The sequence below is a fragment of the Paenibacillus periandrae genome (assembly GCF_022458865.1).
GTDB lineage: Bacteria > Bacillota > Bacilli > Paenibacillales > NBRC-103111 > Paenibacillus_S > Paenibacillus_S periandrae.
The window spans coordinates 1-3,600 of the sequence record NZ_JAJNMU010000066.1; the positions used below are offsets into that span (position 1 = coordinate 1).

Below are 3,600 nucleotides of genomic sequence, written 5' to 3' on the forward strand. Positions count from 1 at the left end.
GCGTATGCTTGGGCCGAACGATTTGGCTCAGGGGCTGCGAGAGGTAAAAGCGCTTGGGGCGATAGCCGGGCTTGCACATCCGTTTCGGGTAGGCAGTCCGATGTGTACCGGCTGTTATTGGGAATATTCTATTGATGATTGGAACGCCATCGACTTTATTGAGGTATGGTCCGGCACCCTCCCCTCGGTTCATAGCAGCAATCAGCGAGCTTTTGCGTTATGGACGGAGGTGCTCAATCAAGGGTATCGGGTGACTGCCACTTGTGGGCGGGACTGGCATGTTTCGGTTCCGGGTGCAGTCGACCCGGAGGAGCCGGTATCTGTTTCCTACGTCGCTGACGGCCGTAGCGACCCAGCTGCAGCTATAGCCGCAGGTGAAGTCACGGTAACCATGGGACCGCTGCTGATGCTTACGGTCGGTTGTAGCGGAACGGAGGAAGAAGGCTTCGTGATCGGTATCGGCGGCACGGTGCCGAGTAGCCTGCAAAGCGGGGTAGTTGAAGCCTGTATCCGTCTGGACTTCGAGCGCCGCCGAACCGTTTGGTCGTTGCCAGAACAGACGCTGGAAGTAAGACTGTTCGCAAACGATGGAATCGTTGCAACTGTTTCTTGGTCGTATAGGGAGACGAGCGCTAGCGTTCCTATCCAAGCGGCCGGGTTGAAATGGCTTCGCGCTGAACTGTACGGCACCCTGAAAGGCTGTCGCACGATGATTGCTTTTACGAACGCGATTTACTTTGAATCGGAATCGAACTGAGGATTGACGGCATTTGGAACAGTACGCTCTCGACCCCAACCGTTCCTGCAAATAATGACTATTTCTTCCAGTGAAGAATCTTCAGGATTCGTTGGTGTGGTACCAAAACATGTTTGGATTCGGTTTACGGTGGAGCAATGAAAGAATGGCTGGATTAACAATTGTCCGACGACACAAACATGAGTGCTTTTAGATCCCCGTCAATCGGGGATTTTTTATTTCAAAGCACCTATGTTTGTGACGCGAGGTCACGACACAAACATAGGTGCATAATCGTTTTGCGACACAAGCATATGCGCATAATCGTGGTGATATTACGCTCTTTACATCGGATGGCCATGGCCAACTACACGGCGAGGCTGCAGTTCGTGATCTAGTCGTTCTTCTGTAAGCGCTGGTTTGGGGCCAAAGTCGGGACACGCTTTCCTTTGGAGTTAAAGTTGCCTGCCAGTCAATTTCTTTATTTTCGAACTCCTTCAATTATCGTTCCTTATTCGGGAGTCCAGTCTAAAACTATTTATTCAAATGTTGACGATTTTTAACCCTCTAAAGGCCCACAGAATCAACTCCTCCGGTTTAACACTTTTTTCTCCTTACAACTAGCAGTATACTCAGTAAAAGGTAGATACTTTCAATAAAAGTAATCAGCATGGTACCCATCATATGTCAATGGCTGAGGTGGGTTGGAGAAAGTGGAAGTTTATTCAAGAAAAATGCTATCCACATCCTTAGACGGTAAGGTGTTGAAATTTAAAGATACAGCATTATACTTAAATGGAACAACCTATCAAAAGTTCCACGACCAGGGAAATCCCAAGATCCTTATTACGGCTATGTTACCAATGTTTATAACTACATCCAAAAAGGAGAATGTATAATTGTGAAAAAGCTATTATCAGTATTAGCGATACTTTCATTATTGTCAGTCGAACGTAAGAGAAGGTTAAAAGACGAGAAATATAGAGTATTTACAATGATTGCAACTGGAATCTTTTGTATGTCATTATTAGTTGGTTGCGTTCAAGAGTCAAGTAGAAAGCAAGAACCTGCTCAACAAGTTAAACAAGAGACAAGTAAGATGATAGATGTAACCATGAATATAAAAATCGAAGAAGAAGCAAACAAACAAGTGCGCGTAAAAGGGGAAACAAATTTGCCAAGCGGTATGGGATTAATGATAAGTGTAAAAAACGATAGTGGCTATCTTGCGCAAGATAGTGTGAGGGTTCTTAATGGTACGTTTACTAGTAACGCATTTTCAAACAAGGGAAATGGACTTAAAGGGAATTATATTGCAGAGATTACTTCACCCACAGCAAATACTCAACCAGTTGAAATTAAAAAGGTTATTGGTGAAGATGGGAAGAATTTGGGTGGACAGTTTGTAAAAGAAGATTCTGATTGGGGAAAAAGGGTTCGTTATTCCAAACAATTTACTATTGAATGAGTGGCTCTTTCTATACAAAAATAAAGCAGCTGCCGGCATTTGGCCAGCACTGCTTTATTTTGTTGTGATGAAGACATGCAGAGAGAAAACCGCACAACTTCTTGTCTTTTATAGATAGTGAATCGGCACATCCGTTCCGGGATAAATAATGCGATTGTCATGAATAACGGCAAGTTATGTTCCGACTGAACAGGCTTTGGGTGATGATTCAATTTGACATGCCGTAAGGAGAGTGTCTTGTATGGACGTCGTTTACAGTCATGTATGCGGGCTTGACGTTCATAAAAAGAACATCGTTGCCTGCGCCATCACACCGAAAGGGGCTGGTGCAATAACCGCATATGGTTATTCTATCCTGCTTGCTTCCGAAATGGAGCAACATTCTGTGGTGCACCTCGAAGCGTACATTTATTTTTACAACAAGGACCGATTACAGAAAAAATTAAACGGCCTTTGTCCTATGGAATTCAGGACGAAGGCCGCTTGATTGAATATAATTATTAGTTTTGTCTACTTGACGGGGTGCTGTTCAGTCACCAGACAGCCCCTTGATTATTTCAATTATTCCAGCATAATCAACTCTTTGGATCATTGATATCCGTTTTGTTCATTAATAAGCTCAACAGTCTGCGTTGTTCCGTCCCAAGTTAATTGCAGCCTAAGATTGTCACCAATGAAACGCAGCGGCAACATCGTGCGTTCGTTAATTATCACCGGGGCGACATCCAGCGCCTTCTCAGTTCCGTTAACGATAGCTGCATTTTTACCGATCCATAACTCGATTTTCTTGTCGTTCAGATTGATAGTCAGTTTCTGATTGTCAATGTCAAATGCTAGCTGTCCGCCCAATTCATCAATCAGCGACCGCACAGGCAATATCGTCCTGCCTTGATAAATGACAGGGGTCGTCCCTTTCCCCGGATCGATCTCTTTGCTCTCGCCAATTACTTTCAAGTTCGGATTGCCAACCTGCAAGACGATTTGTTTCTCTCTTGACGTGGAGGACGCTTCATTGGATGGCCGGAATAGTTGTATCCAATAAATCAACCACTTGGTTACATAAAGAAAATGAGGAAGGACTTAAAAAAGCATATGGTGTTAATCATGTCTATCCACTCCCTATAATCCCGGCTATGCCAGATATTTATACGAGCGGCGATTCGTTTTGGGAAAGTGCTTTTATTAAAAACGGATACGCGTGAACATATTTAATCCGTCTTTGTTGAAATATCAGTGGAACATCTCACAGCTGAATTGATACAAAAGCTTATTAACTTGAGTGTTGCGAAAATAATGCTGTCGACGAAAGTAGCATAAGGCCAGGAATTTAGAAGCTTCGTCGAATCCATAAACAGAAGAAGGACATCGCCTTTGAATAGAGAAATTTTTGGTTACC

The 3,600-nt window shown here is 43.9% G+C and carries 4 protein-coding genes and 1 pseudogene; 4 read left to right on the forward strand and 1 reads right to left on the reverse strand.

Going from position 1 to position 3,600, the window contains the following annotated elements:
- From LRL21_RS44380 to LRL21_RS44390, 3 genes and pseudogenes are all read left to right on the forward strand, one after another.
- Positions 1-757: CehA/McbA family metallohydrolase (locus LRL21_RS44380; protein WP_240422146.1), on the forward strand; the 757-nt coding region annotated here is incomplete at its 5' end.
- 880 nt (positions 758-1,637) lie between these two features.
- Positions 1,638-2,204: a hypothetical protein gene (locus LRL21_RS44385; protein ID WP_240422147.1), complete on the forward strand. Its 567-nt coding sequence runs from the start codon at positions 1,638-1,640 to the stop codon at positions 2,202-2,204.
- Between the two features lie 394 nt (positions 2,205-2,598).
- Positions 2,599-2,691 (forward strand): annotated as a pseudogene (locus LRL21_RS44390) (IS3 family transposase); the annotation flags it as partial.
- 101 nt (positions 2,692-2,792) lie between these two features.
- Here LRL21_RS44390 and LRL21_RS44395 read toward each other — a convergent pair.
- The gene (locus tag LRL21_RS44395; protein WP_240422148.1) at positions 2,793-3,158 is read right to left on the reverse strand and encodes a copper amine oxidase N-terminal domain-containing protein; all 366 of its coding nucleotides are present in this window, start codon (positions 3,156-3,158) and stop codon (positions 2,793-2,795) included.
- 62 nt (positions 3,159-3,220) lie between these two features.
- Here LRL21_RS44395 and LRL21_RS44400 point away from each other — a divergent pair, with 62 nt between their 5' ends.
- Complete coding sequence (locus tag LRL21_RS44400; protein WP_240422149.1) at positions 3,221-3,406, forward strand: hypothetical protein; 186 nt, start codon at positions 3,221-3,223, stop codon at positions 3,404-3,406.
- Positions 3,407-3,600 lie beyond the last annotated feature (194 nt).